This window comes from Rubrobacter tropicus (genome assembly GCF_011492945.1).
Lineage (GTDB): Bacteria > Actinomycetota > Rubrobacteria > Rubrobacterales > Rubrobacteraceae > Rubrobacter_D > Rubrobacter_D tropicus.
Genome location: NZ_CP045119.1, coordinates 1,284,968 through 1,311,685, shown reverse-complemented (window position 1 = coordinate 1,311,685; position 26,718 = coordinate 1,284,968). Strand labels below are relative to the sequence as shown.

30 protein-coding genes are annotated in these 26,718 nt (G+C 67.8%); 5 read left to right on the top strand and 25 right to left on the bottom strand.

The genetic code is table 11. The features are described 5' to 3' along the window. The 3 genes from GBA63_RS06390 to groL form a co-directional block, all read right to left on the bottom strand. Positions 1 to 1,161, bottom strand: coding sequence for a GuaB3 family IMP dehydrogenase-related protein (locus GBA63_RS06390; RefSeq protein ID WP_166174519.1), 1,161 nt, complete (start codon positions 1,159 to 1,161; stop codon positions 1 to 3). 397 nt (positions 1,162 to 1,558) lie between these two features. Next, positions 1,559 to 2,053 carry a DUF2752 domain-containing protein gene (locus GBA63_RS24285; RefSeq protein ID WP_166179872.1) on the bottom strand — a complete coding sequence of 165 codons (495 nt, stop codon included), beginning with the start codon at positions 2,051 to 2,053 and terminating at the stop codon, positions 1,559 to 1,561. 166 nt (positions 2,054 to 2,219) lie between these two features. Further along, positions 2,220 to 3,842 carry a chaperonin GroEL gene (gene groL / locus GBA63_RS06380; RefSeq protein ID WP_166174517.1) on the bottom strand — a complete coding sequence of 541 codons (1,623 nt, stop codon included), beginning with the start codon at positions 3,840 to 3,842 and terminating at the stop codon, positions 2,220 to 2,222. 114 nt (positions 3,843 to 3,956) lie between these two features. On the opposite strand from groL, the gene GBA63_RS06375 reads away from it, so the two are divergent. Beyond that, positions 3,957 to 4,202 (top strand): hypothetical protein, encoded by a 246-nt coding sequence (locus tag GBA63_RS06375; protein ID WP_166174515.1) that lies wholly within the window; start codon positions 3,957 to 3,959, stop codon positions 4,200 to 4,202. A gap of 79 nt (positions 4,203 to 4,281) precedes the next feature. On the opposite strand, the gene GBA63_RS06370 is transcribed toward GBA63_RS06375, so the two are convergent. Both GBA63_RS06370 and tsaD read right to left on the bottom strand, forming a co-directional pair. Further along, positions 4,282 to 5,583: a M23 family metallopeptidase gene (locus tag GBA63_RS06370; protein WP_166174514.1), complete on the bottom strand. Its 1,302-nt coding sequence runs from the start codon at positions 5,581 to 5,583 to the stop codon at positions 4,282 to 4,284. Positions 5,584 to 5,678: 95 nt separating this feature from the next. Then, positions 5,679 to 6,665 carry a tRNA (adenosine(37)-N6)-threonylcarbamoyltransferase complex transferase subunit TsaD gene (gene tsaD / locus GBA63_RS06365; protein WP_166174512.1) on the bottom strand — a complete coding sequence of 329 codons (987 nt, stop codon included), beginning with the start codon at positions 6,663 to 6,665 and terminating at the stop codon, positions 5,679 to 5,681. A gap of 254 nt (positions 6,666 to 6,919) precedes the next feature. On the opposite strand from tsaD, the gene GBA63_RS06360 reads away from it, so the two are divergent. Continuing rightward, on the top strand, positions 6,920 to 7,186 hold the full coding sequence (locus GBA63_RS06360) for a hypothetical protein (RefSeq protein WP_166174510.1): 267 nt from the start codon (positions 6,920 to 6,922) through the stop codon (positions 7,184 to 7,186). On the opposite strand, the gene rimI is transcribed toward GBA63_RS06360, so the two are convergent. The 12 genes from rimI to acpS form a co-directional block, all read right to left on the bottom strand. Next, positions 7,146 to 7,610 carry a ribosomal protein S18-alanine N-acetyltransferase gene (gene rimI / locus GBA63_RS06355; protein ID WP_207957101.1) on the bottom strand — a complete coding sequence of 155 codons (465 nt, stop codon included), beginning with the start codon at positions 7,608 to 7,610 and terminating at the stop codon, positions 7,146 to 7,148. The two genes, GBA63_RS06360 and rimI, sit on opposite strands and share 41 nt — an antisense overlap. Next, positions 7,607 to 8,308 carry a tRNA (adenosine(37)-N6)-threonylcarbamoyltransferase complex dimerization subunit type 1 TsaB gene (gene tsaB, locus GBA63_RS06350; protein ID WP_166174506.1) on the bottom strand — a complete coding sequence of 234 codons (702 nt, stop codon included), beginning with the start codon at positions 8,306 to 8,308 and terminating at the stop codon, positions 7,607 to 7,609. The genes rimI and tsaB overlap by 4 nt, the downstream gene beginning before the upstream one ends. Further along, a complete protein-coding gene (gene tsaE, locus GBA63_RS06345; protein WP_228282486.1) occupies positions 8,302 to 8,745 on the bottom strand; it encodes a tRNA (adenosine(37)-N6)-threonylcarbamoyltransferase complex ATPase subunit type 1 TsaE in 444 nt (147 codons plus the stop codon). The genes tsaB and tsaE overlap by 7 nt, the downstream gene beginning before the upstream one ends. A 17-nt stretch (positions 8,746 to 8,762) precedes the next feature. Beyond that, positions 8,763 to 9,389, bottom strand: a complete 627-nt coding sequence (locus GBA63_RS06340; RefSeq protein ID WP_166174504.1) for a uracil-DNA glycosylase — start codon at positions 9,387 to 9,389, stop codon at positions 8,763 to 8,765. Positions 9,390 to 9,392: 3 nt separating this feature from the next. Continuing rightward, a complete protein-coding gene (locus GBA63_RS06335) occupies positions 9,393 to 9,593 on the bottom strand; it encodes a PspC domain-containing protein (protein ID WP_228282333.1) in 201 nt (66 codons plus the stop codon). 205 nt (positions 9,594 to 9,798) lie between these two features. Next, complete coding sequence (locus GBA63_RS06330; protein WP_166174500.1) at positions 9,799 to 10,563, bottom strand: HD domain-containing protein; 765 nt, start codon at positions 10,561 to 10,563, stop codon at positions 9,799 to 9,801. Positions 10,564 to 10,567: 4 nt separating this feature from the next. Continuing rightward, on the bottom strand, positions 10,568 to 10,912 hold the full coding sequence (locus GBA63_RS06325) for a hypothetical protein (protein WP_166174499.1): 345 nt from the start codon (positions 10,910 to 10,912) through the stop codon (positions 10,568 to 10,570). Further along, positions 10,896 to 12,005, bottom strand: coding sequence for an alanine racemase (gene alr / locus GBA63_RS06320; RefSeq protein WP_166174497.1), 1,110 nt, complete (start codon positions 12,003 to 12,005; stop codon positions 10,896 to 10,898). The genes GBA63_RS06325 and alr overlap by 17 nt, the downstream gene beginning before the upstream one ends. A 10-nt stretch (positions 12,006 to 12,015) precedes the next feature. Further along, complete coding sequence (locus GBA63_RS06315; RefSeq protein ID WP_166174495.1) at positions 12,016 to 12,498, bottom strand: CBS domain-containing protein; 483 nt, start codon at positions 12,496 to 12,498, stop codon at positions 12,016 to 12,018. A gap of 44 nt (positions 12,499 to 12,542) precedes the next feature. After that, positions 12,543 to 13,352, bottom strand: coding sequence for a TIGR00282 family metallophosphoesterase (locus GBA63_RS06310; RefSeq protein ID WP_166174493.1), 810 nt, complete (start codon positions 13,350 to 13,352; stop codon positions 12,543 to 12,545). Further along, positions 13,349 to 14,854, bottom strand: a complete 1,506-nt coding sequence (locus GBA63_RS06305) for an NAD(P)H-hydrate dehydratase (RefSeq protein WP_166174492.1) — start codon at positions 14,852 to 14,854, stop codon at positions 13,349 to 13,351. Before GBA63_RS06305 ends, GBA63_RS06310 begins: the two co-directional genes overlap by 4 nt. Beyond that, entirely contained in the window at positions 14,851 to 15,243 is a 393-nt protein-coding gene (gene acpS / locus GBA63_RS06300; protein WP_166174490.1) for a holo-ACP synthase, read from the bottom strand. Before acpS ends, GBA63_RS06305 begins: the two co-directional genes overlap by 4 nt. Before the next feature lie 53 nt (positions 15,244 to 15,296). On the opposite strand from acpS, the gene GBA63_RS06295 reads away from it, so the two are divergent. Further along, positions 15,297 to 16,175 (top strand): diacylglycerol/lipid kinase family protein, encoded by an 879-nt coding sequence (locus GBA63_RS06295; RefSeq protein ID WP_166174488.1) that lies wholly within the window; start codon positions 15,297 to 15,299, stop codon positions 16,173 to 16,175. Between the two features lie 240 nt (positions 16,176 to 16,415). Here GBA63_RS06295 and GBA63_RS06290 read toward each other — a convergent pair whose 3' ends face one another. From GBA63_RS06290 to GBA63_RS06280, 3 genes are all read right to left on the bottom strand, one after another. Beyond that, complete coding sequence (locus GBA63_RS06290) at positions 16,416 to 17,174, bottom strand: SDR family NAD(P)-dependent oxidoreductase (RefSeq protein ID WP_166174486.1); 759 nt, start codon at positions 17,172 to 17,174, stop codon at positions 16,416 to 16,418. Between the two features lie 77 nt (positions 17,175 to 17,251). Further along, positions 17,252 to 19,093, bottom strand: coding sequence for a glutamine--fructose-6-phosphate transaminase (isomerizing) (gene glmS / locus GBA63_RS06285; RefSeq protein WP_166174484.1), 1,842 nt, complete (start codon positions 19,091 to 19,093; stop codon positions 17,252 to 17,254). A 384-nt stretch (positions 19,094 to 19,477) separates the two neighbouring features. Further along, positions 19,478 to 20,251 carry a heparan-alpha-glucosaminide N-acetyltransferase gene (locus GBA63_RS06280; RefSeq protein WP_207957099.1) on the bottom strand — a complete coding sequence of 258 codons (774 nt, stop codon included), beginning with the start codon at positions 20,249 to 20,251 and terminating at the stop codon, positions 19,478 to 19,480. A 44-nt stretch (positions 20,252 to 20,295) separates the two neighbouring features. On the opposite strand from GBA63_RS06280, the gene GBA63_RS06275 reads away from it, so the two are divergent. Further along, positions 20,296 to 20,778, top strand: a complete 483-nt coding sequence (locus GBA63_RS06275) for a GNAT family N-acetyltransferase (RefSeq protein ID WP_166174483.1) — start codon at positions 20,296 to 20,298, stop codon at positions 20,776 to 20,778. A gap of 19 nt (positions 20,779 to 20,797) precedes the next feature. On the opposite strand, the gene GBA63_RS06270 is transcribed toward GBA63_RS06275, so the two are convergent. From GBA63_RS06270 to GBA63_RS06255, 4 genes are all read right to left on the bottom strand, one after another. Beyond that, positions 20,798 to 21,199, bottom strand: a complete 402-nt coding sequence (locus tag GBA63_RS06270; RefSeq protein ID WP_166174481.1) for a GNAT family N-acetyltransferase — start codon at positions 21,197 to 21,199, stop codon at positions 20,798 to 20,800. 68 nt (positions 21,200 to 21,267) lie between these two features. Continuing rightward, on the bottom strand, positions 21,268 to 22,284 hold the full coding sequence (gene ltaE / locus GBA63_RS06265) for a low-specificity L-threonine aldolase (protein ID WP_166174480.1): 1,017 nt from the start codon (positions 22,282 to 22,284) through the stop codon (positions 21,268 to 21,270). Then, positions 22,281 to 23,210: a ribonuclease H family protein gene (locus tag GBA63_RS06260; RefSeq protein ID WP_166174478.1), complete on the bottom strand. Its 930-nt coding sequence runs from the start codon at positions 23,208 to 23,210 to the stop codon at positions 22,281 to 22,283. The genes ltaE and GBA63_RS06260 overlap by 4 nt, the downstream gene beginning before the upstream one ends. Then, positions 23,207 to 23,488 (bottom strand): acylphosphatase, encoded by a 282-nt coding sequence (locus GBA63_RS06255; protein WP_166174477.1) that lies wholly within the window; start codon positions 23,486 to 23,488, stop codon positions 23,207 to 23,209. The genes GBA63_RS06260 and GBA63_RS06255 overlap by 4 nt, the downstream gene beginning before the upstream one ends. An 89-nt stretch (positions 23,489 to 23,577) precedes the next feature. Here GBA63_RS06255 and GBA63_RS06250 point away from each other — a divergent pair, with 89 nt between their 5' ends. Next, a complete protein-coding gene (locus tag GBA63_RS06250; protein ID WP_166174475.1) occupies positions 23,578 to 25,134 on the top strand; it encodes a glycosyltransferase in 1,557 nt (518 codons plus the stop codon). A gap of 624 nt (positions 25,135 to 25,758) precedes the next feature. Here the strand turns inward: GBA63_RS06250 and GBA63_RS06245 are convergent. Beyond that, positions 25,759 to 26,637, bottom strand: coding sequence for a GNAT family N-acetyltransferase (locus GBA63_RS06245; RefSeq protein ID WP_166174474.1), 879 nt, complete (start codon positions 26,635 to 26,637; stop codon positions 25,759 to 25,761). Between the last annotated feature and the right edge of the window lie 81 nt (positions 26,638 to 26,718).

The window sequence follows — 26,718 nt, the reverse complement described above, 5'->3', positions numbered from 1 at the left end:
TTACTTGCCCATCCCGACGCGCTGGGCGGACTGCTCGGCCTTTCCCTCCGTCGCGAGCGAGGGCGCGAACATCACCTCGGCCTTCTGGAACTCCTTTATGTTCTGGTAGCCGGTGGTCGCCATGCTCATCTTGAGGGCGCCCATGAGGTTGAGGGTCCCGTCGTTCTCGCGGGCGGGTCCCACCAGGATCTCCTCTATGGTGCCCGTGATCTTGGTCTGGATGCGCGTCCCGCGCGGCAGCGTGGGATGGAACGTCGCCATCCCCCAGGAGTAACCCCGGCCCGGCGCCTCTTCCGCTTTCGCAAAAGCGCTGCCGAGCATGACGGCGTCGGCGCCGCAGGTTATGGCCTTGGCGATCTCTCCCCCGGTCCGCATCCCGCCGTCGGCTATGACGTTGACGTACTCGCCGGTCTCCAGGTAGTGGCGCATCCGTGCTGCGGCGGCGTCCGAGACGGCGGTCGCCTGCGGCACCCCGACCCCTATGACGCCCCGGGTCGTGCAGATCCTGCCGGGGCCGACCCCGACGAGCACGCCCACGGCCCCGGTCCGCATGAGGTGCAGCGCCGTCGAGTAGCTCGCGCACCCGCCCACTATCACGGGCACGTTCAAGGCCGGCACGAACTCCATGAGATTCAGGGGCTCGACCGTGCGGGAGACGTGCTCGGCGGAGACGACGGTGCCCTGAATGACCAGCACGTCCAGCCCGGCTTCTATGGCCGCCCGGTGGTAGCGCTCGACCCGCTGGGGGGTCAGGGATGCGGCGGCTATGACGCCGCGGTCCTTTATCTCCTGGACGCGGCGGAAGATCAGCTCTTCCTTGATGGGCTCGGTGTAGAGCTCCTGCATGACGCGGGTGGCCTTGTGCTCCGGCAGGCTCGCTATCTCCTCGAAGACCGGGCCCGGGTCCTCGTAGCGCGTCTGGAGGCCTTCGAGGTTGAGGACGGCGAGGCCGCCGAGGTCCCCGATCATGCCTGCCGTCGCAGGGTCCACGGCCGCGTCGAGCGCCGAGGCCAGGCACGGCAGGTCCAGGCGCAGGTCCCCCAAAGACCAGGAGATGTCTATGTCTTCGGGGTCGCGGGTCCTCCGGCTCGGCACTATGGCGATCTCATCGAGTCCGTACGCCCGGCGGGCCGTCTTTCCGCGTCCTATCTCAATATCCATAAGGAAAACAGGGCTCCTTTCCGCTCTTCGAAGGCAAGCAAGACGAGGCCCACGGGGCAGGTTCCCCGTGGGCCTCGATAAACTTTTCCGTCAACCGCTGCAAATCCAGCTTATGCTACACCGCGACCGGCGCGGCGGTCAAGCAGCGGGCCGGGCACTCAGAACAGCGGTATGAACCCCAGAAGGCCCAGTATCACCACCACGATTATGACGACCACGATAATGGTTACCAGGTTGTTGCCGCCCAAGATACCTCCCCTAAATACCTACTCGGATCAGTGAGCCGGTATTAGAGAAGGCGCGACAGTAGCAGTATGGCCACGATCACCAGAATAATCACCACAAGTATCGGTATAAGCCCGCCCCGCATGTCCTCACCTCCCTGTTCGGAAAAATCCTACCCTACGATGAACGGCAAACCGAGCACGATCAGCAGAACTACGACCAGAACAACCACCATGATGCCAAGTCCCCTGCCTATCTCTCTCCCCTTTCTCCCTCGCCCGGTAACCGGCCTAGCGCCAATATATACCCTTTGAGACCCCGGCGAAACTCGGATGGTTACGCCGCGTAACCCGCCTGAGACCTCTGAGAGTTCCGTAGGATCAGGGGGCGAGCAACAAGAACGGGTAGAGGGGCACATTCCTCGGGGCCCAGTAGAGGACAACGATTCCCGGCAGAGCCCAGATGAACGCCGGCGGGAAGTGGAGAGTCCTAAGAGACCGTCCCCGAAAGGTAAGTGCAGCGTGGGAAGCGAAGTATTACCCCACAAACGGCAACGATAAGGCCGGCAAGGGATCGAGCCCGAAGCTGTCGCAAGGTGGCCGCGTGTGATCTGGTGCAAGGCCCGAAGGCTTGCGCATCCTGGACAGTAACAACCAGTGAATGCCAGAAACGGACAACAATCGTTCTAGGGCACGAAGCCCAGCACGGCGAATAAGAACCGGCCCAAGACAACGACGAGTCCGGAACCAAACGCGATCCGGTCGGCGGAGAAGAGCAACGAAAAAGCGGCGCCCCCGGAGGGGCGCCGCTGAAAGTGTTCCCGTTTGGGAACCTTACATCATGCCGCCCATGCCGCCTGCGGGCATGGCGGGCGCGTCCTCCTCGGGCTCGGCGACGACCACGTTGGTGGTGACGATGAGCGAACCGATGGAGGCGGCGTTCTGCAACGCGCTCCTGGTGACCATGGCAGGATCGATGACGCCGGCCTGGACCAGGTCCTCGTACTCGCCGGTCAGGGCGTTGAAGCCCTGGGAGTCGGCCTGGTTGCGGACCTTGTCGACGACGATAGAGCCGTCGGCGCCGGCGTTGAAGGCGATCTGACGGATCGGCTCCTCGAGGGCGCGATGCACGATGCGGGCACCGGTCCTCTCGTCGCCGTCGAGCTGCTCCACGAGGTCGCCGACCGGGGACTGCGCCTTGAGCAGCGCCACGCCACCGCCGGGAACGATGCCCTCTTCCAGGGCGGCCCGGGTCGCGGACAGGGCGTCCTCGACGCGGTGCTTGCGCTCCTTGAGCTCCGTCTCGGTGGCCGCGCCGACCTTGATGACGGCGACACCGCCGGCCAGCTTCGCCAGACGCTCCTGCAGCTTCTCGCGGTCGAAGTCAGAGTCGGTGGACTCTATCTCCGAGCGGATCTGGTTGATGCGGCCCTTGATGGCCTCCACGTCACCGGCGCCGTCCACGATGACCGTGTTGTCCTTGGTGATGACGACGCGCCTCGCGCTGCCGAGCTGGTTGAGCTGGGTGTTCTCGAGCTTGAGGCCGAGCTCCTCGGTGATGACCTCGCCACCGGTAAGGATGGCGATGTCCTCGAGCATCCTCTTGCGCCGATCACCGAAGCCGGGGGCCTTGACCGCGGCCGCGTTGAAGGTGCCGCGCAGCTTGTTGACGATGAGGGTGGCCAAAGCCTCGCCCTCGACGTCCTCGGAGACTATGAGGAGCGGGCGGTTGGACTGCATCACCTGGTTGAGGACCGGCAGCACGTCCTGGACGTTGCCGATCTTCTGGTTGGCGATCAGGACGTAGGGGTCGTCGAGGACGGCCTCCATGCGCTCCTGGTCGGTGACGAAGTACGGGGAGAGGTAGCCCTTGTCGAACTGCATACCCTCGGTGAACTCGAGGTCCATCCCGAAGGTCTGGCCCTCCTCGACGTTCACGACGCCGTCCTTGCCGACCTTGTCTATGGCGTCGGCTATGACGTTGCCGATCTCGTCCGAGCGGGCGGAAATCGCGCCGACCCGCGAGATCTCATCGCGACCCGAGATCTCCTGCGACTGGTTCTTGACGGCCTCGACGGCGACGGCTACGGCCTTGTCGATGCCCGCCCGGAGGATGACCGGGTTGGCGCCGGCGGCGACGTTCTTGAGGCCCTCGCGCACGATGGTCTGGGCGAGCACGGTGGCCGTGGTCGTCCCGTCGCCCGCGACGTCGTTGGTCTTGGTGGCGACTTCCTTGACGAGCTGGGCGCCCTGGTTCTCGAAGATGTCCTCGAGCTCGATCTCCCTGGCGATCGTTACGCCGTCGTTGGTGATGGTCGGCGAGCCGAACTTCTTGTCGAGCACCACGTACTGACCCTTCGGCCCGAGCGTGATCTTGACCGCCTCGGCGAGCTTGTTGACGCCCGCCTCCAGCGCCCGACGCGCCTCGGTATTGAACCTTAGCTCCTTATGCGCCACTGCTGCCTCCTCTGCTAGACTACGCAACACGCGATCGCTTTCCCGCGTTTGGCACTCTCGTCCTACGAGTGCCAGCGGCGAAAGTATAGTCTTGGCCGGGGTACAATTCAAACCGTGGGCGTCTTCCGAACAGACAGGATACCGGGCCTCAGCAGGATCCCGACAGAGCTAGGCCGCGAGCAACGCCCCTGCGACCGCTGCGGCACCGAAACCCGGCACATCCTCTACCGGGTCCCGAAGAAGCTTGTCTTCGTCTACCTCAAGGACCACCCCAAAAACCTGCAAGCGACCTGCATGGAATGCGCCCGGAGCACGGTGCTTACCGGCGAAGAGCGCGAGAGGGTTTTCGGTTCACGGTAGGCTCCGGCGGACGGTTCCTGGTGGCGGGGGGTTGTGTTGGGGCGGGTCTTGGGTTCGCGGGCGGGTTTGAAACCCGCCCCTACGGGTGCGGTTTGAGGGTTGCTCCCGCGGCGGCGTATTGTTCGTGCGACGGCCCTGGCTGGGTGGGGGGTTCGGGTTTTACGGGGTTCGGCTTGGGTTGATCGGGCTTGGTGGGCTTGGTGTCGTCCGGTCGGTTTGTGTGCTGGGGTTTTGCGGGGGCGGTTGTGGGATCTTTGCGGGGCTGTTTTTCGGGACGGTTCTGGCGGTCGGGCTTGGCGGCGGGTTTCGGGTTCTCTTGGCGGGCATCTTTTTGGGCCGGGCTCGGCTTCGGGTCGTTCGAGCCGGTGTCCAGGTCGGGGCTGATGCCCGGGTTCGAGGGGGGGGGCGGGGTGGGGCTCGGGGCCTCGCAGAAGCGGGCGTCGGAGTCGCCGGTGACGGCGCCGCCGTTGGACTTGATCCATTCGAGGAGCGGGTACGGGTTCATGGCGCCGGAGTCGGCTTCTTGCCGGTCGCCGGTCCCGTCGTACCAGCCGAGGTGCAGGTGGGGCGGGAAGAGGCCACGGGTCACGGGCGGGCCCTGTCCCGTGTCGCCCGCGTAGCCGACGACCTGGCCGGCCTGGACCCTGGCGCCGATGGGTAGCGCGCTCTCCCGCTCCAGGTGGGCGTAATAGAAGAGGTCGCCCTGACGGATCGGGCCTATCGAGTAGTCGGCCCGGACCATCACCGTGTGGCCGCCGAGGGTGTTCCATCCGTCCGCGTCGGACCCGGCGACCGGGACCACGGTGCCGTCGGTGATGGCGTACTCGGGCACGCCCGGCGGGGTCATCAGGTCCGTCCCCTCGTGTCCGCCCTGCGCGCGCGGCGCCCCCCAGGTGTCGTCGTAGGAGTAGTAGAAACGCTTCTCCAGGGGGAACACGATCCTGCCGTCCTTCGGGGCCCCACCGACGTTCCCGCAGACGGGTCCGGAATCGGGTCCGGCGTCCGGGACCGAAGGACGGTAGAAGACGGGCGGTTCGGTCGCGGAGGCCTGCGTTTCTTCGACCTCCGGCTTCTGCTCGTCTCTAGCCGACGGTTCTGACCCGTGCGGGATCCGGGCCGCTGGCAGGCGAGGCTCGGTGATATCCGGGCCCACGTTCGGCCGCCCCGTGCTCCCGCGTATGTCTTCCAGGGACGAGACTACTTCCTCCGTCAACCGCGGGGCCTCGGGATTCTCCTGTACCGTTGGGGCTTTCGGGGCGTCGGGCGTACGCGCGGACAGGGAGCGGGCCTCGGCGTCGGGGTCTCCGAACCGGGCCAGGGCCACGAGGATCGTCAGGATCAGGAACAAGTACGCGAGCCTCATCCAGCCGAACCGCGGCACCCATCACCCCTTTCCCGGCGCTCCAACAGACGCGACCACTCTCACAGATAGTCCCCCACCCGTCAAGGACGTAGGGGCGGGTTTGAAGCCCGCCCCTACACGCTCCGGGCATTTAGCGTCAGGTATTCGGGGAAGGGGACGGCGCGCGAGAGCGGGGCCGCGGCCCCGATCATGGCGGCGTTATCCGTACACAACCCGGGGGGCGGGATCACGAGCCTGAGGCCGCGCCGTCCGCACTCTTCTTCCAGGGTGCGGCGCAAGAGCCCGTTTGCCGCGACGCCCCCCGCGACCACGACCGTCTGCGCGTCTCCGGCTTCGGCGGCGCGCAGGAGCTTGCGGGAGAGGGCTTCGACCACGGCGTGCTCGTAGCCGGCGGCCAGGTGCGGCAGCTCCTCGCGCGCCCCATCCTCGTCCAGGGCTTTGAGCTTGTAGAGGAGGCTCGTCTTGAGACCCGAGAAGCTGAAGTCGAGGTTGTTCTTGTCCCTGAGTCCCACGGGAAACTCGTGGCGGGCCGGGTCGCCGTTTGCGGCGGCGCGTGAGATCTCAGGCCCACCGGGGAAGCCGAGGCCGAGCATCCTGGCCCCCTTGTCCAGCGCTTCCCCCGCCGCGTCGTCCAGCGTTTCACCCAGGAGGCTCATGCCCTCGCCGTTCACGGAGTAGAGGGCGGTGTGCCCGCCGGAGGCGATCAGGGCCACGAACGGGGGTTCCAGGTCGGGCTGCGCGAGGTAGGCCGCCGCGACGTGGCCCTCCAGGTGGTTGACGGGGACGAGCGGCAGCCGGCGGGCGTAGGCGATCCCCTTCGCGGCCGCGACGCCGACCAGGAGCGCCCCTATGAGACCGGGCCTCACCGTCACGGCGACGCCGGTAATTCCTTCGAGGTCCGTGCCGGCGTCAGCGAGCGCTTTTTCGATCACCCCGTCCAGCCGTTCGAGGTGGGCACGCGATGCGACCTCGGGGACGACGCCGCCGTAGCGGGCGTGCTCGGTCTGGGTGTGGACCACGTTCGAGAGGGCTTTGCGGCCGTCGGGCCGTATTACAGCGGCGCAGGTGTCGTCGCAGGAGGTCTCTATGGCGAGGATCATGGGAGGGGTTATAGCACCCGGTACTTCGGTCTTCTTGGGCTCAGGTTCCCGAGAAATTCAGCGCCGCAACAAAATCGATACACGACCGTCACCCTGCCTTAACGCCTCGGCGCCATAATGCGGAAGAAGCCCCCCGGCGAAGCAGGGATTCCCCCTCCGCTTGCACAACACGCCGGGAGGCTTCTTTATTTCTGTAGCGCCGCGGTGTGAAGGCCCTTGCCCGGACGGGCGGGCCTGGGCGCTATACTCGTTCCATGCGGACCTACGCGCTCCTTTTTGCCCTGATCTCGCTGGTAATGCTGGTGATGTTCTCGATCTACGTGTTCCGGGGGCCCGTCGACCCCCTGATCGCGGGCGGCCTCTTCGTCTCGTTCCTGGCCTGCGCTGCCCCCGCGCTGCTCCTGCTCAAACCCTTCGACCCGCCGGATGAGTTGCGCCGGCGCAAGGAGGCCCGCCGCGAGCGGGCGCGGCAGCGCGGGTTCACCCCCCGAAAGGACCCTCCGAAAGGTCGAGGGTCATGAGCAAGGCGTCCTCGTCCCCGTAGTAGCGGGGCCTGCGCCCGGTCTCCCTGAAGCCGAGCGAGGCGTAGAGGGCGCGGGCCGTCCGGTTTGTCGGCCTGACCTCCAGGTGGACGAAGCGGGCGTCGGGGTAGGCCGCGAGGGCCGCCCCGATCAGGGCCCGGGCGTGGCCGCGGCGGCGGTGCTCGGGCAGGACGGCGATGGTGGTGATGTGCAACTCGTCGAGCACGCTCCGGACGCCTATCTGCCCGATCACGCGTCCGTCTTGCTCCAGGACGAGGTAGAGGCCGAAGGGGCTGTCGAGCTCGTCGCGCCAGATCCTCTCGCTCCACGGCTTCGGCAACGAGCGCCTGTCCACCTCCATGGCGGCCCCGAGATCCGAAAGCCTCATCCGGCGCAGGAACGGCTCCTTCTCGGGCTCCCTCACGAACGGCCCCACGGGTTCAGGTCCCGGCGGACCTCGGCGTCGGGCTCGCGGACGTAGATGGGCACGAGGTCTGGGGCTGCGACCGGGGTGAGGTCGGCCGAGATCACGTGCCCGATCGCCGAGACCCTGTGCAGCGGCGACCCATCCGGGGGAATGGAACCGAGCCCTTCGAGTGCCCCCCTGTAACGGACAGCCCCATCCCCAACGATGAGCGGAGACCCTTCTACGGAAAGCTCTTCGGGCCTCACGCAACCGATGCCGGTAGTCGGACCGTCCGCCGAGAACCGCCTGACGAAGATCTCGCCCCTCTTCGCATCTATGACCGCCAGGACGTCACCGCTGCACGAGAGCGCGGGCGCCGCGAGGGCGTCCAGGGTCGAGTTCCCGGCGAGGGCCGCGCCCGTGCCGAAAGAGAGGGCGCGGGCGGTGGCGGCCGCTATGCGGATGCCGGTGAAGGTGCCCGGGCCGACCCCGCAGAGCACGCGCCCGACCGAGGAGAGGTCCTCGCCGGCGAAACCGAGCGCGGCGTGGACGGCCGTTAGCAGGGCTTCTGAGGCGCCGCCCGAGGGCCCGCCGGCCGAGACGGAGATCTCGACCAGAACCTCCCGGTCGTCCGTCTCGGCGTCAGCCCCGGCTTCTGCCCTGGCGAGGGCGACCGTCGTAACGGGGGTCGAGGCGTCGAGCGCCAGGATCAGCACAGGCGCCCCGCGACCGGACCCGTAACGGTTACGCGGCGGGTCCCAGGGGTCTCGTGGTCGAGCTCGACGACGGTCGGCCGCTTCAGCACGCCGAGCGCGGGCTCTGCCCACTCTATGAACGTGACGGCGTCCTCCCCGAGGTAGTCGTCTATCTCCAGGACGTCCGGCGCCTCGATGCCTTCTAGCCTGTAGAGGTCCAGGTGGTTGACGGTGAGCGGGCGTCCGCGAACTTCTGCCTCGTAACCGCGGGCGAACTGGTAGGTCGGGCTCGTTACCCGCTCCCCGACGCCTAAAGTGCGGGCGGCGGCCCTGACGAAGGTGGTCTTGCCCGCCCCCACCTCCCCGGAGAGGACCACGACGTCGCCGGGGGCGAGCACGGCGGCTACGCGGGCTGCGAGGTCCGCGAGCGCGGCCTCGTCGAGGCCGGCGAACTTCAGGGCGGGATCTTTCGTTCCTACCAGAGCCCCGGCTGTAGGGGTTCGGGTTCCTCGGAGCGGGTGACGTTGAGGGTTTCGTAGGTGGAGGGGCGCTCGGCCGCGAGGAGCTCCGGCAGGCGGGAGAAGTCCGACAGCAGGAGCGCCCGGTCGGCCGGTGTGTAGAGCGCCCGCGCGAGCGAGAGGGTCGGGAAGACGTAGCGGCCGTCGAGCGGTATTGCCCGGCCCCGGATGCGGGCGGCGGACTCCTTTCTCCCGGTGAGAACCCGGCTCGCCAAATCCCCCATCGCCACCACCACGAGCGGGTCGACGGCGGCGAGCTGGGAGAGGAGGTAGGGCCGGCAGGAGCTCACCTCGGACGGCTTCGGAGGCCTGGGGAAAGCCCCCGGCGGCCGGCACTTGACGAGCGTGGTCAGGTAGGCCCTGTCGCGGCCGACGCCGACCGAGTCGAGCAGCCGGTCCAGAAGCATCCCCGAGGCGCCGACGAAAGGCTTCCCCTGCGCGTCCTCGTTGAAGCCGGGCGCCTCGCCGACGACGAAGAGGCCCGCGTTCAGCGGCCCCTCCCCGAAAACGACCTGCGTCCTCGACTGGCAAAGGCCGCACTTCGTGCAGCCCAAAGCCTCCTTCTGGGCCTCGGCGAACTCCAAGCCCTAGAACTCGTCGCTCTCCGGCAAAACGGCGCCGAGGATGATGTAGATGATGAGCACCGGGATGAGGCTGAAACCCGGGATCGCGATCGCGAGCACGGCCGTCACCAGCCGCACCACGTTCGGGTTCCACCCCTGAGACCGGGCCAGCCCGCCACACACGCCGAGCAACCAACGGTCCCTCTTCGCCCTCTTGAAACGCAAGAAATTACCTCCCTCGATCCCAAACGAAACCCTCATTCTAGTAACGGGATTTTACAGCACGCTGGCTTTACCAGCTTGTCAGCACGCTCCGGCTTGCGCCTCCGCTTTCAGCACGCATCGGCCTGCTACGAGCAGGCCTCGCTCTCAGCCTGTCAGCCAAAAGCATTAGCTGGAGTGCTGACTGGCTGAAGTGCTGACCAGCTTTTCACAACAGCGACGCGACGTGCGAGAGTGCGGCCCTGATCGCGGACGCCGGGTCGAGGCCGCGGGCCGCGAAGAGACGGGCCTGGCTCGCGGCGTAGCCGGCGTCGGCGCCCGTGGGGATGTTCGTCGCGAGGGCCTGGTAGTCCGGTTCGGGGTACGGGCCGAGGTCGCGGCTGGCTTCGAGAAAGTCGGCGCAGAGGGTTACGTGGCGGTCTATGTGTTCGGGTTTGAGGCGCGGGCCCTGGGCCGCGAGGCGGTCGGCGAGGCTCAGGACGGCGAGTTCTTCGCCGAAGATGCCTGCGGCGCGGGCGAGGCGGTCGGGGGGCGTGTCGGTCCGGCCGTTTTGCATGAAGCCGATCTTGAGGTGCAAGGCCGTAAGGGTCGCCGCGAGATCGGTCTCGCGGGCGGGGAGGTCCAGGCGCCGGCAGATCCGCCGTACGAGGGCCGCGCCCAGAGAGTCGTGGGCGACGAAGAGGACGCGGCCTTCGAGCTCGCCCCGGGTCACGGGCTTGGCGACGTCGTGCAGGAGGGCGGCGAGGCGAAGTCCGTCCAGGCCGTCTTCGGGGACGAGGGCGCCGAGGCGGTTCTCTTCGAGTTCCTGCTCCACGCGCCGGATCACCTCGAGGACGTGGTCGAGCGTGTCGAGGTGGTGGTAAGGGCTACCCTCCAGGCCGCGGGCCAGGGAGAGCTCGGGGACCCGGTCCAGGAGCTCGTCCGGGTCCACCGGCGGTTCGAGCGCGTCGAAGAGGGCCTCTCGCGTGCGCAAAGCCCTAGCGCTTGCGGCGCGTCTTGCGGCGGCTCGTGTTGGGGTTCGGCCGGCCCCTCAGCGCGCTCGGGGCTTCCGACTCACCTTCCGGGCGGCCGGGCTTGTCCGACTGCTTCTTTTTGAGTTGTTCCATGCGGCGCTGCTTGTTGCGCTCGACGAAGGCGTAGACGAACGTGAAGACGAAGAAGAAGATGACGGCGTTTATGAGGAGGCTCGTCACCTGACCGCTGTCGCCCAGGCCGAAGGTCTTCGGGAAGGCGACGCTCAAGAAGTAGAACAGGGCGATGTAGATACCGATTACTATGGCCGACCGGCGGGCGGCGGCCTTCCAGTTAAGACCCTCGAACATCCGTGTAGCTCCTCTCGACGCGCCGGGGGTTGATCCCGGTCGTGATCTCGTAGTTTATCGTGCCACCGAGCCGCCCGAGCTCCTCGGCCGACACTTTTTCTGCGCCCTGCTCCCCGACGAGCGCGACCTCGTCCCCAACCTCCACCCCACCATCCACCCCGAAGATGCAGGCGTCCATGGTAACCCGCCCGAGAAGCGGCCTCCGCGCGCCCCGGATCAGGGCGTAAGCGGCACCCGAGAGCGACCGCCGATACCCCTCCGCGTACCCGACCGGCACGATCGCGGCAAACGTCGCCTCCCCGGCCCGAAAAGTCAGCCCGTAGGACACGCCTTCCCCCGGCGAGAGCCGCCGCACGCCGGCGACGTAGCTCTTCAAGGACATGGCCGGGCGCAGGTCCTCTTCGGCAGGGTCTCCTTTGTCGCCCGCCGGGTGCAGCCCGTAGACGGCGATGCCTGGCCTGACGCAGCCGTAGTGAGATGCCGGGTGCCAAAGCAGCGCCGCGGAGTTCGCCGCGTGGACGAGCAGGCCGCCTAAAGGTTGGTCGGCGAGGACGGCGCCGAAGCGTTCCGTCTGCAGCCTGGTCGTCTCCGCGTCGGAGTCGGCGGAGGCGAAGTGCGTGTAGATGCCGGCGAGTTGGCCGCCGAGGATGCCGCGGGCCTCCCCCACCTCCGCGGGCTCGACGCCCCAGCGGTTCATGCCCGTGTTTACCTTGAGGTGGGCTCTCAGGTCGGGCACGGAGGAGACGCGTTTCGCGCTCTCGACGGAGTGGGCCGTCACGGCGAGGCGGTGTTGGCGGGCGAGGAGGAGCTTATCCGGCAGGAGGTCCGTGAAGACCAGGATCGGGGCCTTCAAGCCTGCCCGGCGCAGCTCCGCGCCCTCTTCGGCGGTGACGACGGCCAGGGAGTCGGCGCCGGCCTCTACGGCGGCGCGGGCGACGGGAGCGGCGCCGTGTCCGTAGGCGTCCGCTTTGACGACGGCCATGAGCCTGGCGTCGTTCGCGCGGCTTTTCAGGGCGCGGACGTTGTGGCGGACGGCGCCGAGGTCTATCTCCGCCCGGGTTCGGCTCCGGGTTGCTGGGGGGACGGCCTCCAAAGGGCTTTCGCTAGCGGCGGGGGTTCAGGACGTGGAGGGTGAGGATGTCCATGCGGGTGACGACGCCGCGGAGGACGCCGTCCTCCTCGGCGACGGGCAGGATCTTGACCCTGTTCTCGGCCATGATGGTCGCCGCCTCGGCGAGGGTGGCGTTCGGGGAGATCGTCTTGACGTTCCTGGTCATGACCTGGTCGACCGTCACGCCGGCGCTCTTCATGGCCTCGCGCCGGTACTCGTCCCAGTTGCCGAGCGGGATCATGCCGCCCAGGATGTCCAGGAAACCGGGGGACTTGATGTCGGCGTCACGGAAGATGAGATCCCCCTCGGTGACGATGCCGACGAGCCTGTCCCCCTCGACGACCGGCACGCCCGAGATGCCCGACTCGGCGAAGACCTTGATGGCCCCCTCCACCGTCTCCTCCGGCCCGAGCGTGGGCCACTCCTCGTGCGCGATGTCCGATACCTTTAGCTGGCGTATGTCCTGCTGATCCATCCCATTCCCCTGTCTTCTGCTGAACCGAGCCTGCGCCCACTATTCTAGACGGCCGGACCCCACTCCCGCCGCACGGGCTCGATGCAGACAGCTCTACGCGCCCCAGGGTCGAACTCGACGAGCGCGGCGTTGAGGACCACGGGCCCGCGGGTCTCGACGTGGATGCCCCGTCCTCTCTCCCGGCCGTTCGGCACGAACAGGCCCAGAAAGTCGATCCTGTCGAACCCGATGACGCTCTCCGAGCAGCCGGTCATGCCCACGTCTGAGGCGTAGGCGGTGCCGCCTGGCAGGACCTGCGCATCGGCCGTCGCGACGTGGGTGTGCGTCCCGAGGACCGCCTGCGCCCTGCCCGCCAGGTGATACCCGAGCGCCTGCTTCTCCCCGGTCGCCTCCGCGTGCGAATCTACGAGGATCACTTCGGCCCGGTCCTCCAGGTCCTCCAAAGCCCTGTCCGCCGCCTCGAAGGCGGACATCTTCGTCCTGTCTATAAAGACCTTCCCGAGCACGTTGACGACGCCGACCCTTACTCCTCCGGCCTCGAACGCGTCCCAGCCGCGCCCGGGGTAATGGCCGTCGAAGTTGGCCGGCCGTATCACCCTCTCTTCGTTCTCCAGGAACGCTTCGTGCCCCTTCGCGTCGAAGGCGTGGTTGCCAAGAGTCAGAAAATTCGCGACTTCGAGCAGGGCGGCGCCGCTCTCGGCGGAGATTCCACGCCCGGTCGAGGCCGAGTTCTCGGCGTTGGCGACGACGGCGTCGAGCGCGAGATCCTCGCGCAGCCTGGGGATGAGGTCAAGGGCCGCCGCGCACCCGGACGGCCCGACCACGTCCCCGACGAAGAGCAGCCGGAAGGTCAAAGAAGCTCGCCCATAGCCCGCGGCACGTGGTCGAAGAGGTCCGTGGCCACCATGCTCTCCGCGGGCCAGCCGGTCTCTCGCAGCCAGAGCTCCGCGGCCCGCCCGTGGATCCAGGCGCCGGCGCGGGCCGCTTCGTAGGGTTGCATCCCGCGCGAAAGCAGCGCGCCGATCACGCCGGAGAGGACGTCCCCCGTCCCCGCCGTCGCGAGCGCGACGCTCCCCGTGGAGTTGACCGAGGTCTTCCCGCCCTCTACGACGATGGTGTCAGAGCCCTTGAGCAGGACGCAGCAGCCGTAGTCGTGGGCGGCCTGCCTCGACGAGTGGAGCCTGCGGGCCGATACCTCCTTCGCGCCCGAGCCGAGAAGGCGTCCGAGTTCCCCGGCGTGGGGCGTTATGACGGTCGGGCCCTCCCGCCGGGCGAGCGCGTCCGTGCCGGCGAGGCTCGTGACGGCGTCCGCGTCGAGGAGTACGGGGAGATCCGTCCCGGCGAGGATCGCCTCGACGAGGCGCCGTCCTTCCTCTCCGGTTCCGATGCCGGGCCCGATCACGAGCGCCGTGGCCCTCTCGGAGCGGCCCAGGATCTCGTCCGCCGCCCCGGGGCTCATGCCGCCGAACTCACCCTCTTCGACGCCGTAGACGATGGTCTCGGTAAGCGCGATGTCCACGGCCGGGGCCGCGCCGGCGGAGGTCGCGAGGAACGTTATGCCGCAACCGGCCCTCTCGGCCCCGCGCACGCTCATCACGGCGGCCCCGGTCATCGCCCTTGAGCCCGCGACGACCATCAACGCGCCCGCCGAGTACTTGTGGGCGGGCGCTGAGGTGCGTGGGATGCTGCCCCGCAGCGAGGCCCCGTCCGTCCACAGCAGAGAAGGTTCAGAGTCGGCTTCGGGCGGGATGCCGATCTCGACGACAAGCGTCTCGCCCGCGTGCTCGGCGCCGGGGGAGATCACACACCCGACCTTCGCCGCGTGCGCGCAGACGGTGACGTCGGCGAAGACAGCGGCCCCGGCGACCTCCCCCGTCCCCCCGTCCACCCCGGAAGGCACGTCCACGGCCAGCACGGAGACCCCGGCACCGTTTATCTTCTCGATGATGCCGGCCTCCTTCTCGCGCACCTCCCCCGAGAACCCCGTCCCGAGCAGGGCGTCCACCACGAGGTCGGCCCGGTCCAGCTCCGCCTCGACCTCTTCCACCCGGACGAGACGGACTTCAAGGTTCCGCAGGGCTTCCAGGTTGATCGCGGGATCTCCCCCGTATTCGTCTTTGGTCGCCAGCACGGCCACTTCGACGCCCGCGCGGTGCAGCTCGCGGGCGATTACGAAGCCGTCGCCGCCGTTGTTGCCGCCGCCGCAGACGATCAGGGCGCGGTTCGGGGAGAAGCGTTCGAGGGCGACTTGTGCCATGGCGGCGCCCGCGCGTTCCATCAGGACGCCGCCGGGGATGCCGAGGTCCTGGGCCCTGCCGTCCGCGCGGGACATCTCCTCGGCGGTGTAGAGCTTCACTGCTCCTTGCGCACGACGCAGACGGCGACGGCGGAGAGCTCGGAGTGGGTTATGGAGAGGTGGAGGTCCTCTTCGCGGATACCGACCATGTCGGCGAAGCGTTGGATCTTGCGCCCTGTTATGCGGACGGTCGGGGCCTGGCGGGGCTTGCGGACCACCTCGACGCCGTTCCACTGGATCAGGCCGCAGCCCAAAGCTTTGGTTACGGCCTCCTTGGCGGCCCAGCGCCCAGCGTAGTGGCGGTCGAAGAAGCGAAACTTCTCGCAGTACTCGATCTCGGCGGGCGTGAAAAGCCTCTGGCGTATCCGGGGCGTGCGTTCGAGGGCGAACCGCATCCGCTCGACGTCCACAACGTCGACCCCTACTCCTGGCACCACGAATCCATCCATAGGCCCTATGGTACGGCAGATCGTCCCAAGGTAAAAGGACTATAGTAGTCGGGATGAAAAGCAACCCCGACACCGTGATCATCGGCAACCCGAACTCCGGGCGCGCGGGCGACCAGGATTTCCTGGAGCGCCACGCGGACGTTTTGCGCGCCGAGGGCCTCACCGTGGAGGTGCTGAACACAGAACGCCCGGACCACGCCACGGAGCTCGCGGCGGCCGCCGGCGACCGCCTGGTGGTGGCCGCGGGCGGCGACGGCACGGTCAACGAGGTGGTGAACGGCCTCTCGCCGCAGGCCACCCTGGGCATCCTGCCGCTGGGCACGGCGAACGTGCTGGCCAGGGAGTTGGGGCTGCCGCTCGACGTCGAGGGGGCCTGCCGGCGCATTTTGGACGGCGGGGAGACGCGGGTAGATCTGGGCGTGGCCACCGACGCGGACGGGGCGGAGCGGCGCTTCGCCTGCATGGCCGGCATCGGCTTCGACGCGAAGGTCGTCGGCGAGGTCTCCCCGCGCCAGAAGCGCTACCTGCGGGGCCTTGCCTTCCAGGTGGCGGCCTTCAGGGTGCTCTTCATGAACAGGTTCCCGCCCGTGGAGATCACGGCCGGGGACCGATCCCACGTGGCGCGGTTCGCCATAATCGCAAACGGCCACTACTACGGCGGCGACTACAAGGTGACGGGCCCGGGCCTCCTCACCAGCGGCAGGCTCGAGACCGTGCTCGTCGAACGCGTGGGCTCCCTCCTCCGGCCCGACGTCTTCTGGGGCATCATCTTCCGCCGACCCCTCAACAACAAGATGGAGTCCTTCACCGCCGGGGAAGTCAGCGCGAGATCGGCCGGCGCCCACGTGCCGGTCCAGATCGACGGCGAGCTCTGGGGGGAACTGCCGATGTCCTTCCGCGTCGATCCGGCCGCGCTTAGAGTGGTTTGCTGAATTAGAGGTTTCGGGCTTCAGGTTTCAGGTGTTTGTGGTCGGGGCTTCTGTGGGGGAGACTACCGGCGGTCCTGGAGGGCCAGGCGGAGGCCGGGGGAGATCATGACGCCCCGGTTAGCCATCCCAGCTAGCCCGCGAACGTCGGTCGGGTCTTCAGCCACGAGCCCGTGTGGTCCCCGAGAAGAGCGCAAGCGCGCTGAGAATAGTCTATCCAGACCCGGCCACCCGCGCCGGGCGTTCTCAAGACCTCAGGTAGGATGCCCCGTTGACGTCCACGATGGCGCCGGTCATGAAATCCGGGGCTTCGGAGGCCAGAAACACGACCGTCTTCGCGACCTCCCCGGGGGTGGCGACGCGCCCTAAAGGGCTTTGGGACCGGATCCCCTCGCCCGCGGGGCCGCGCAGCAGGGCGTTAGCCATGTCGGTCTCGACGAAACCGGGGGCGACGACGTAGAAGAAGACGCCATGGGGCGCCAGCGCCTGAGCCATGGACTGGCTCATGGCGTTCAGGCCGGCCTTGCTAGCCCCGTAGGCCGGGGTCTCGGGCTCCCCGCGAAACGCCCCGCGCGACGAGACGTTCACCACGCGCCCGCCGCCGCGTCTCATCATGGTCCGAGCCGCAAGGTAGGACAGGTTCGCCGGGCCGATGAGGTTAGTTGCGATGGTCCGGGCCCAGGCGTCCTGCCAACCTTCGTAGTCCACCTCCGGGATGGGGTGGGCCTCGAAGATGCCCGCGTTGTTGACGAGCACGTCGATCCCGCCCATCTCGCGCTCGACGCCCTCGACGAGGCCCCGCGCCGCCCCCGCGTCTGCCAGGTCGGCCCCGAAGGCCGCGTGAGGGCCCCCGTCCAGGGAATCGAGCGTCTCCCGCGCGGCCTCGCGGTCGGCGCGGTAGTGGACGGCGACCCGCGTGCCCTTCGCCGCGAGCCCGCGCGAGATCTCGCGCCCGATCCCACGCGAAGACCCTGTCACCAACGCCACCTTACCGGTGAGCTCCACCCGTCCTCCCTCGCAATCCGTCACCGGCCACCGCCAGCCGGGCGGGCCAGTTTAGCCGTTCTCCGCTGGTGCGGTGACTACTCCACGGTGACGCTCTTGGCCAGGTTGCGCGGCTTGTCCACGTCGAGGCCGCGGTCGGTCGCGATGTCGTGGGCGAGCAGTTGCAGCGGCACGGACCAGACGAGGGGCCGCAGTATCTCCGGCGCGTCGGGGACACAGAGCACCACCCGGCCCACCCGGTCCGCGGCCGCGTCGTCTTCGCGGGCGATGGCGACGACGTTCGCGCCGCGGGCGGCGGTCTCCTCGACGTTGGAGAGGGTCTTCTCGCGCAGCACGCCCTCGCCCAGGATCGCGACGACCGGGCATTGCTCGTCGACGAGGGCTATGGGGCCGTGCTTCATCTCGCCCGCTGCGTAGCCTTCGGAGGGGATGTAGGAGATCTCCTTCAGCTTCAAGGCGCCTTCGAGCGCGACCGGGAACGCGGGCCCGCGCCCGAGGAACAGCGAGCACCGCGCGTCCTCGAAGAGCTCGACGGCCGCCTCCGTCTTTCCTTCGAGCAACGCGAGGGCGGCCGCCACCTTCTCCGGCGCCCGCCTGAGGTCCCTGCCCAAGGAGAGCAACTCGTCGTCCGAGACGGTCCCCCTGACGCGGGCCAACTCCAGGGCGAGCAGATCAAGCGCGGCGACCTGGGCGGCGAAGGCCTTGGTCGAGGCGACGCAGATCTCCGGCCCCGCCTCCGTCAGCAGCACGGCGTCTGCCTCGCGCGTGATGAGCGAGCCCCGCGTGTTGGTGACGGCCAGCACCTTCCCGCCGAAGTAACGCGCCGCCTCGACCGCCGCCAGGGTGTCGGTCGTCTCCCCGCTCTGGCTTATGGCCACGACGAGGGTGTTCTCGTCCCCGACCGGGTCGGCGTAGCGGTACTCGCTGGCGACGGCGACCTCGACGGGCAGCCGGGCCAGGCGCTCGATGAGGCCCTTTCCGAGCAGGCCCGCGTGAAGCGCCGTGCCGCAGGCGACGACGACCACCCGGTTTACGTGCCGGAGATCCAGGCCCGTCTCGGAGAGGTCCACGCGGCCCTCTGCGTCCAGGCGGCCCGCAAGCGTGGCGCGCAGGGCTTCGGGCTGCTCGTGGATCTCCTTCATCATGAAGTCCTCGTAGACGCCGAGCTCGACGGCCTCCGCGTCCCAGTCGACCTCGAAGGATTCGCGCTCCACCGGCCCGCCGTCCCGCGTAAAGATCCCGACCGAATCGCCCGTGATCTCGACGACCTCCCCGTTCTCGACCACGAGGAACCGCCGCGTCTCGCCAAGAAGCGCCTGCACGGCGCTCGCCAAAAAGTTCTCGCCCTCCCCGAGCCCGACGACGAGCGGGCTCTGGTGCCTGGCCGCCACGATGACCCCCGGCTCCGCGACGCTTACGGCCGCGACCGCGAAAGAACCCTCCAACCGGCCCAGCACCGCCGAGAGCGACGCGCGAAGCGTCTCCTTAGGGTTCGCCTCGACCCTCTCCGCGAGCAGGTGCGCCATCACCTCGGTGTCCGTCTCGGACTCGAAGCGCACGCCTTTCTCCAGAAGCTCGGCCTTCAGCTCGGCGAAGTTCTCGATGATGCCGTTGTGGACCACGGCGACGGTGCCGCGCCCCCCCATCTGGGGGTGGGCGTTCTGCTCGCTCGGGCGGCCGTGCGTGGCCCAGCGGGTGTGCCCGATGCCGGCCCGCATCCTGGAGAGGTGCCCATTCCGGGCTGCGACGGCCCTGCCCAGGTTCTCCAGCCTGCCGACCTCCCGGATCGGCTCTATCCCACCCTCGCCCTGAAGCGCGAGCCCGGCCGAGTCGTAACCCCGATACTCGAGATGCGAGAGACCTTGCATGAGCACCTCCACGCACCGCTCCCTGCCAACGTAACCCACTATGCCGCACACGGGCATACCTCCCACTTTTAACGAACGAAACCTGTTGAGGCGAAGAGAAAGGAGCAGGACGAAAAGTGTCCTGCCCGGGCCGAACGGCGTTTTGTTCCCGGCGTCGCCGCCGGGTTTTGTCGCCGCCCTATCGACCGCCCGAAGCCGAGACGCACCCGCCGAAAATCTCGATAAACGTCTCCCTCGTCGACTCCCGCCGCGTTACTAGATACGGGAGCCCTGGCGCTTGTTTTTGTTCTCTCCGTCCCGCAAGCCCCGACCACTCCGTCGTGCCTACCGGCCGTTGCTTCCCTGAATAAGTCTCTCTGCTCGACTCTCCTCTCTTTCGTGAGCGCAGCGCCGTTAACTGTACCCTCCGCGCGCCGAAAAAGAAACCCGGGGCCGTCAGAAAAGGTTCAGGTCCACCACGCCTAGCGCGGTGAGCAGGGCGACCAGCAAGGGCTGGTGGACGAGGTAGATCGCGAGGGAGTTCCTGCCCAACGGAAGCAGGGGTCTCGCGACGACTGGGGATCGGGCCGGGAAACGGGCGGGCCGTCCTTTGCCGTAGACCACGTTGCCGATGAACAGCCCGATCAGGACCACCCCGAACCAGGGCAATAGGGGTCTGTAATCCGGCATGGCCCAACCTTCTGGCACGACCCCCAAGGGCAGCAACCACGGGCTCCCCGTTGGGTCCCCGGCCTGCACGTACAGGCCGACGGCGAAGACGGCGACGCCGAGTACCAGGTTCGTCAGCTTCAGCTTGAGAAAAGGGTAGGCGAGGATTATGGAGACCCCGATCAGGTGCAGTATCCCGAACGCGACGATCCCCATTCCGAAGACCAGAAAGACCGCGGTGAGCAACATCCCGTAGACCAAGATCCTGAGCCCCCTCAGCAGGTACGGTCGAAAGCCGCCGTCTCCCCTCGCCGCGGTGATCGCGAGCGAGACGCCGACGAGCAGCAGGAAGAGGCTCGCCGTAGAGTCGGCGAAGCGCGCCCAGAAGCCGGAGACGGCGTCCACGTCGTACCCGCCGAAGGCGTAGAGGTCGTAGGTGAAATGGTAGACGACCATCATCAGGATGGCCACACCACGGGCGGCGTCCACCTCCCAGTACCGGCTGCCGCTCTTCGTCGTTGCCCTTTTCGCGCTTTCCCCTTCGGCCTGTCGCGGCATCATACCCCACCCGCCGCGCGCCGCACCGTTTGGGTTAGGATTGTGCGATGGAAACAGAAGGTTTCACCATCCGTCCGGGCCGCAAGGAGGACGCCGCCGAGGCCGCGCGGCTGTGGATGCAAAGCGCCGAGGAGCACACGGCCCACGACCCCGTCTACGCCACCGCCCCCGACGCCGAGAAGGCCATGCGCCGCTTTCTCGCGGACCTCGCCCGCAACTCCTACGCTTTCGTCTTCGTCGCGACCGTGGAAGACCAAACCGTCGGCTTCGTCTCGGGCGAGCTGCGCGAGGGCTCCCCGACCTTCATGCCAAAGACCTGGGCCTCCGTGGACGACGTCTTCGTAGATCCCGGCCACCGCAACGGGGGCATCGGCCGCGCCCTCATCGCCAGCGTGGAGGGATGGGCCAGGCAGAAAGGCGCCAACGGCGTCTCCCTGCAGGTGGCCGCGGCAAACGCCAGGGGCCGCAAGTTCTACGAGGACCTGGGGTTCCGCGAGGTCTCGGTCTACGAGCTGTTGGAGTTTGGGTAGAGGCTTCAGGCTACGGGTTTCAGGTTTCAGGGTTTTCGTTCGACCTGTCACGGATGACTAGAGACCTGGAAAAGACCTGCAAGTCGGGCTCCGGCTCGTACCCGAAAGCGGCGTAGAAGGCGCTCGCTTCGCTTTCTTGTATCTGAGCTTCAAGGTAATGCGCGCCACGTCTTCTGCAACGTTCGTCCGCAGCTTTCAGGAGGGCGGTTCCCACGCCCCTGCGACGGGCCTCCGGGCGGACGTAGAGGTCTTCGATGCTGGCGAATCGGCCGCCGAGGGAGACGTTGGGCCGGAAGGCGAGTACGAGGACGCCGGCCGTCTCCCCGCCCAGGCGCGCGGCCAGCACTTCGAGGTCTCCGGCTTCGACGTGGTGCTGGATCTGCTCGACAAAATCGTCAGATACAGGCGCACCCTCCCTCAACCATCCTTCCAGGAGCCGGAGGGGTTCTCGAACCTCCGTCGCGGAGACCGGCGTCACTTCGATATGGTTCACCGTTCCAGGGAAGCGGTTACCCTGGCCGCGGCCTCGACGGCCGCTTCTATGTCTTCGTCGCCCACGTCGAGGTGGGTGCAGAGGCGGACGTAGCCGGGCTTGCCGGGGGTGGCGAGGACGCCTTCGCGGGCGAGAGCCTGCAGGAACCGTTCGGGGTCGTCCACCCCGACGAGGACGAGGTTGGTCTGGGGTGGGTCCACCTCGTAGCCGACTTCCCTCAACCTGTTTGCGAGGTCTCGGGCCCGTTCGTGGTCTTCGGCGAGCCGCTCTTGGTTGTGCTCGAAGGCGTAGAGGGATGCCGCGGCGATGACGCCGGCCTGGCGCATCCCGCCGCCGAACGCCTTGCGGGCTCGGCGGGCCTCGTGGATGACCTCTTCGGTTCCGGCGAGCAGGGAGCCGACGGGGGCGCCGAGGCCCTTGGAGGAGCAGACGGAGACGGTGTCCACGTGGTCGCACCACTCGCGGGCCGGGGTGCCGGTCGCGGCCTGGGCGTTGAAGAGCCGGGCGCCGTCGAGGTGGACCTTGAGGCCGCTCTCGCGCGCCACGGCGGCGACCTCGGCAAAGTCTTCGAGCGGGTAGACCGTGCCGCCGGCGGTGTTGTGGGTGTTCTCCAGGCAGAGGAGGCGGGTGCGCGGGAAGTGGACGTTCTCCGGCCGGATCGCGGCCCTGACGGTCTCCGGGTCGAGGACGCCGCCCTCGCCGGGGAGGGTGCGGAGTTGGACGGAGGAGAGGAGGGCCGGGGCGCCGCCCTCGTAGACGAAAACGTGGGCGCCTTCGTGGATCAGGACCTCCTCGGCCCGGTTGGTGTTGACGTGGACCCCGATCTGGTTGGTCATGGTCCCCGAAGGCGCGTATATCGCGGCCTCTTTGCCGAGCAAGTCGGCCACGTACTCCTCGAGCCGGTTGACGGTCGGGTCCTCCCCGAAGACGTCGTCGCCTAGAGGCGCCTCCGTCATGGCCCGGCGCATCCCCTCCGTCGGCCGCGTGACCGTGTCGCTGCGAAGATCTATCACTCGTTTCCTCCGTCCCTTTTCTTTCCAAGCACCTTCTCGGTCGTGGCGAAGTGGGTCTTGGCCACCTCGGCCAACCCCTCCTCCCCCAACTCCTCGACCACCCGCCTGGCGGCGTCGAGCACGTGCGTGGCCCCGAGTGGCAGCTTGAACCCTACCTCACCGGAGAGGCGGTCTACCTCCTCCAGCTGCCTCGCCCGCGCCACCACGGAGGCTGCCGCCACCGCCGCGTCGTCCTCGGCCCTCGGTCGCACCTCCAGTTTCACGCCTTCCGGGACCACGGGCTCCAGACGCGAGCGGGCGGACTTCGCGTACTGGTCGACGACCACGAGCTCTACCTCGTTCGCAAGTTCACGTATGATCCCGGCGTCGACCTCGCCGAGCAGCTCGTTGACGTTGCCGGCCGCGCTCCGCCTGGCTTCGTACTCTTTCGGCCCGAGCACGACGACGCTCGCGTTCTCCGCGCCGACGGCTTCGAGTACGTGCCCGGCCATCGTCCTCACCCCGAGCACACCGACGGTCTTGGAGTCGCGAACCCCTAGCTCACGCAGCTTTTCCGCGGCTTCTGCGCCCATCACGCGCACCCCGGCCACGACGAGGGGACCGAAGTAGTCGCCTTTGCCGGCCTCGTCGATCCCGAGCCGAGGCGTGCCGGACAGGGCCGGTCTCGAACCCGCGTTGGACCCGCGGCGTTCTACGCCGGCCCTGCCCCCGCCCGTTCGCCAGCCTTCGAGTAGCTCTTTCAACCTTGAGGCTTTACCTCCGGTAGATACTTTTCCCGTACGGTAGACGTTGAGCTTCGCGGTCTCGCCGTTTCGGACGAGGTCGAATTGGGTGCCGTGATCTATGGGTCGGCTGCCGGTGACCCGGGCCCCTTCCCTGTCGAGCAGGCGGCGCAGGCCGGTCGGGATGTCGTTTGCGGGGCTCAACGGACCTCGAAGCCCGTCAGGTCGTCCCGGGGCGTCTCGAAGTCCGCCTCCACGTTCTCGACCGCGGCGTCCGGCGGGCCCTGCTCGCACCACCTGATCATCTCCCTGACTCGTTCCGAGGGGCCTTCGAATACGGCCTCGACGGCGCCGTCCGGTGAGTTGCTCACCCAGCCCGAGAGGCCCAGCCGCTCCGCCTGCCGGCGGGCGGTGTCCCTGAAGAACACGCCCTGCACCCGGCCCGTTACCCGTACGTGGGCCCGTTCCCGTTCATCTTGCATGACACGCACCTCCGTAAAGTTCATATCCTCTGCGGTGGGCCGTTCCCCTGTTTGGGGGGCCCAACCCGATATGCTAGCCTAGAGCGGCTATGGAGACAGAAGGTCGGGCGGCGGACCGCGCGGGCGGGGTACTGGGGGAGCGCACCGGGAGGGTGCTCCTAACGCTCGTCGTGCCGACGCGCAACGAGGCCGAGAACGTAACGGGGCTCGTGGACGGGCTGCGCGAAAGTCTCACGGGTATCGAGTACCGGGTGGTCTTCGTCGACGACTCCACGGACGGTACGCCCGGTGTGATCCGGGATCTCGCGGAGCAAGACGGGCGGGTGGTCCTCGTACACCGCGAGGGCGCGGAGAGGGAGGGCGGCCTCTCCACGGCGGTGACGACCGGGATGGACCTTTTCTCCGGCAACAGCGAGTTCACCTGCGTGATGGACGCGGACATGCAGCACCCGCCGGATAAGGTGAGGGAGATGCTCGAGGTCGCCCGCTCGGGCGAGGCCGACGTCGTGGTCGCAAGCCGGTACGCCCGCGGCGGCAGCTACGAGGGCCTCTCGGGCCGCACGCGCCGCGCCGTCTCGGTGGGGAGCAAGTACCTCGCCCAACTGGTCTTCAAGGAGGCCCGCAAGACCAGCGACCCGATGACCGGGTTCTTCCTGGTGCGCAACGAGGCCATCTCGGGCATCCAGTTCAGGCCGACGGGTTTCAAGGTCCTGCTGGAGATACTCGTGTGCGCCCCCGAGCTCCGGGTCGCGGAGGTGCCTTTCGGCTTCCAGGCCCGCAACGCCGGGGTCTCGAAGGCGAGCCTGCGCCAGGGCGTCGAGTATCTGACGCACATCCTGAGCCTCTTCTGGTACGTGCCGTCCGCGGGACGCTTCTGGAAGTTCGCGCTCGTCGGGGCTTCGGGCGTGGTCGTCAACAGCGCGGTGCTCATCACGCTCGCGGAGGTCTTCGACGCGCACAAGGTGATCGCCTGGATGTTCGCGGTCGGGCTCTCGATCTTGAGCAACTTCCTCCTGAACAACGCCTTTACCTGGCGCGACGTCCGCCACTCCAGCCGCATCCACTTCCTGCTGCGCGGCGCCCTGGCCTACCCCGTCGCCGTCATGGGCATCGGCGCGAACTTCGCCGTCTTCTACCCGCTGCTCAAATACGTCTCGGCCGAGTTTCCTTTTTACGTGGTCTTCAACTTCCTCGGCATCCTGGCCGCGACGGCCGTCAACTTCGTCCTCTCCTCCCGCCTGGTCTTCAAACCGTCGTTGCCCCGCAACCTCGACCCCAACGCGCCCCCCAAGCAAGTGATAGAAGAGATGCGCCGCGAGCTCAAGGCAGACCGGGTGGTCCTCGTTTCGATGCAGGACCACTCCCCCCTCGACGGAGACTCCCACGCCCTCACAGCCGCCGACCGCGGCGTGATCCGCCTCGTCACGGACACATCCCAGCCCACCCTCACGGTAACCGGCCCGCGCCGCCTCCCCCAGGCCCGCACCAACGCCCGCTGGACCAACTCCCTCGCCGTTCCCGTCCTCCAAAACAACACAACCGTCGGCGTCGTCTACGCCACCCGCCGCTCCACTGAGCCCTTCACCGAAGAAGACCTCCACTGGCTCACCGCGTACACCAGCACCGCCTCGCCACTCTTCGAGTAGCTGTCAGCCCGCTCCGGCTTCGCCTCCGCTTGTCAGCACGCTTCGGCCCGCTTCGCGGCCCTCGCTTTCAGCCTGTCAGCTTCTTGTCGCGCGAAGCCCGACCGGGCAGCGCGTGGCGTGGCGATTCGTGGGTTGGGAGGCGTAGCGCAAACAGACGACTGGCTGACAGGCTGAAAGCCCCCGAAGGGGGCGTGCTGACGAGGCGCGAAGCGCCGGGCTGACAAGCGGAGCCCGTAGGGCGGAGCGTGCTAAAAAAGCGTCCCTGCGGATCGCAGGGACGCTTTAGACGATTCCTCCTCCCGAAGAATCGCAGACCGGACTCCACCTCCCCTCCCTGCCGGTAGAGTCCTTGACGAACCTCGCCTCGACCCAAGCGTTAAACCGAGCCCCTGGATCGCGAAGTCCGCCCACCAGATTATTAGCACCCCCTCGGATGCCACGCAACGCCATCGAATCCTTTTACCTAAGCTGACATTCTCGCCTTACCGCCGGGAACGCACGATATGTTCCTAGCCCTCCAAACTTCGACACAACATCTTGAGACTGCACTAAAACTACAGATTCACCACTACAATGTCTAAACTTTTGGTCGAGGTCTATGCTGGTTGAAAGTGCCGTGGCCCGCTATTGTGCGGGAGGCTGCGGGATGGGGGCTTGGTGCGAGGTTTGCAGGGCGTGGCGGCGTTCGGAGGCTATGGTTCGGAACCCGGCGTTGCGGAGGAGGGGGGCTGAGGTCGCTTCGTTCGCCTTTGTAAGGGCGAGGGTGGCGCCGAGGGCGTGGGCGAGGCGGCACCTTTCTACGACCAGGGCGCCGTAGGCGCCGCGCCTTCGGTACTCCGCGAGCGTTCCTGCTCCCCAGAGCCGTACCGTCTCGCCGACGACCTGCGCCCCGGCGGTCGCGATGGCTTCCTCTTCGCGCGCCGGGTCTCGTAACAGGGCCAGGAACCTGAACTCGCACGCGCCACCGCCGGCGTCTGGTTGGCGCGTCACGCGCTCGATGCCACGGAGGTACGCGCGTACCTCGGGTTCGGAGAGCGGAGGGGAGTTGGGAAAGACTCGGGAGGCGATGGCGTGGGCTTCCTCGAGTTCCGCCCCGTTGCGGGCCGGGGTTGCGCGGATTTCGGCGGGGACGTCGAGCCGGGGGAGCATCGGCCGGGGGCCGTCGCCCAACTCGAAGGCGAGGACCTCGAGGTCTTCGGTCTTCTCGAAGCCGTGACGTGAGAGTAGGCCGTCCATGAAGGGTGGGGAGACGGCGTCGCCCGTGTGCCACACGAGCCGCTCCCCGCCAGATGCACAGACTTCTTGTACGGTCTTCAGGATCAAATCCTCCGCGGCGTGCCGCGCCGGCCACGAGCGCCACACGCGGCTGGTCCCCCGGAACTCCGGCGGGTGGACCATCAAACGCTCCGCGTCCTCCACCAGGGCGCAGCCGGCAGGGACGTGCACCCAGCGGCCCGACTCCCTTAAAACGGCTTCGTTCGTCCATCTTTTCTTCTCGTCCACGCGGTTAGCCTAGAACGGTTCGCAGGGAGGTTCCACCTCTATGTAGAGCTTTCAGCCGTTAGCGGTCGGCTTTCAGCAGGA